Source organism: Kitasatospora sp. LaBMicrA B282 (genome assembly GCF_050325825.1).
Taxonomy (GTDB): Bacteria; Actinomycetota; Actinomycetes; order Streptomycetales; family Streptomycetaceae; genus Kitasatospora.
Map to the genome: position 1 here is coordinate 1 of NZ_JBNQTI010000341.1, position 2,177 is coordinate 2,177.

Genomic DNA, 2,177 nt, shown 5'->3' on the forward strand with positions numbered 1-2,177 from the left:
CCGGCCGCGCTGGTGCCCGCGCCGGAGCCCGCCGCGCCGCCCGGCTGGGCGGACGCCGTGGCGCTGGGGGCCGCGGTGGCCACCGCGGCCTTCGGCAGCGTGCGCGGGGTGGTCGAGCCGCTCTCGAAGGCGGTGCCGGTGGCCTGGGTGCCGGTGCCGGCGGTGCCCGAGGCGGTGGCGGCCGGGGTGGCCGGCGCGGTGGCGCCCAGCTTGACCTTGCGGCAGACCGCGGCCTGCTTCTGGAAGTCCTGGGCCCGCTGGGTGGCGTCGCCCAGGCTGCCCGCCGAGATGGTGCCGTTCAGCTGGCTCTGCTGGCTCACCGGCAGGTCGGTCAGCGCCGTGTCCGGGTAGTCCTGCTTGACCGAGGAGAGGTCGAGGCCGGCCAGGCTCTGGTTGAGGCCCTGGTAGACCGCCACGTGGCCGTCGTGCGCGCCCACGTAGTACTGGCCCTGGGTCCACTCGTAGCCGCCGGCGGCCGCGCCGCCGACCAGGCCGAGCGCGACTACGGTGATCGCCGAGCGGCGGAACCAACGGCGCTTCTTGGGCGCGTTCCGGTCCGCCCGGCCGCCGGGCTCCGCGCCGGCCGGCGGCTGCTCCCCGGTGGGGTGGCCGTCGGCCTCGAAGTCCTCGCCCGGGTAGCCGTCGGCGGCGTGCGGCGCGGCGCCGTAGCCCTCCGCCGGGTAGCCGTAGCCCTCCGGCTGCGGCTCGCCGTACCCCTCCTGGGGGTAGCCGGCCTGGCCGTAGCCCTCGGGGTAGCCCTCCTGCGGGTAACCGGCCTGGCCGTAGCCCTCGGCCGGGCCGAAGCCGGCGGGGGCGTCGTAGCCGTCGGCCGGGCCGAAGGCGCCCGGGGCGGGCTGCTGGCGGCCCAGGCCGGCGGCCCGGCCGGCCGGGGTGTCGATGATCTGGTTGTCGACCGCGGTGCCGTGCGGGCCCTCGGCCACCGCGCCGACCACCACGGGGGCGGTGGCGAACTGGCCGCTCAGGGTGTCGCTGGGACCCACGTCGAGCACGTCGGCGACGATGCAGGTGATGTTGTCCGGGCCGCCGCCGCGCAGCGCCAGCTGGATCAGCTCCTGGATGGTCGGCTCGGGGGCGTAGAAGCTCCCCAGCGTCTCCTCCAGGGTCTGGTGGCTGACCGGGCCGGACAGGCCGTCGGAGCAGATCAGGTAGCGGTCGCCGGCCCGGACCTCGCGGATCGACAGGTCGGGCTCGACCTGGCCGCGGCCGTCCAGCGCGCGCATCAGCAGCGAGCGCTGCGGGTGGGTCTCGGCCTCCTCGGGGGTGATTCGCCCCTCGTCGACCAGCCGCTGCACCCAGGTGTGGTCCTGGGTGATCTGGGTGAGCGAACCGTCCCGCAGCAGGTAGGCGCGCGAGTCGCCGACGTGCACCAGGCCCATCCGCTCGCCGGTCCACAGCAGCGCGGTGAGGGTGCAGCCCATGCCCTCCAGCTGCGGGTCCTGCTCGACCATCACGCGCAGCCGGTCGTTGGCGGCCTGGACGGCGTCGCCCAGCAGGGTCAGCAGGTCGGCCTGGGGATCGGCGTCGTCCAGCGAGATGATCGAACTGAGCGCCTCGGAGGAGGCGACCTCACCAGCAGCCGCACCGCCCATGCCGTCGGCCACGGCCAGCAGCCGCGGGCCGGCGTAGCCGGAGTCCTCGTTCCCCTCCCGGATCAGGCCCTTGTGGGAACCGGCGGCGAAACGCAGCACGAGGCTCATACGGTGCGTGCCCCCCTCTGGGCCTCGCGCAGGGCAGCGGCAGCCATCGAGCTGCCGTCCCGGCTGGTCTTGGACGGGGTGCTGTCCCTCATGCGCTACTACTTCCGCAGTTCGATGACGGTCCTGCCGATTCGGATCGGCACTCCCACCTGCATCGGCATCGGCGTGGTCAGCCGCTGCCGCTCGAGATACGTGCCGTTGGTGGAGCCTAGATCCTCGACGGTCCACTGCCCAGCCTGGTCGGGATAGATCCTGGCATGCCGGGAGGAGGCGTAGTCGTCGTCGAGCACGATGGTGGAGTCGTGGGCCCGCCCGAGCGTGATGACCTGGCCCTGCAGGGCCACGGTGGTGCCGGCCAGCGAGCCCTCGACCACCACGAGCTGGGTGGGGACGGCCGGGCCCGGCCGGCGGCCGCGGCCACCGGTGGCGGCCGGCTGGCCGCTCGGCTGCGCGCTCTCG

2 protein-coding genes are annotated in these 2,177 nt (G+C 75.0%); both read right to left on the minus strand.

What is annotated here, in order from left to right; genetic code table 11:
- Window positions 1-1,718, minus strand: a 1,718-nt coding sequence (locus ACQRUO_RS39260) for a protein phosphatase 2C domain-containing protein (RefSeq protein WP_428320974.1), incomplete at its 3' end; no start/stop codon positions are given.
- A gap of 98 nt (window positions 1,719-1,816) precedes the next feature.
- Window positions 1,817-2,177, minus strand: a 361-nt coding sequence (locus ACQRUO_RS39265) for an FHA domain-containing protein FhaB/FipA (RefSeq protein ID WP_428320975.1), incomplete at its 5' end; no start/stop codon positions are given.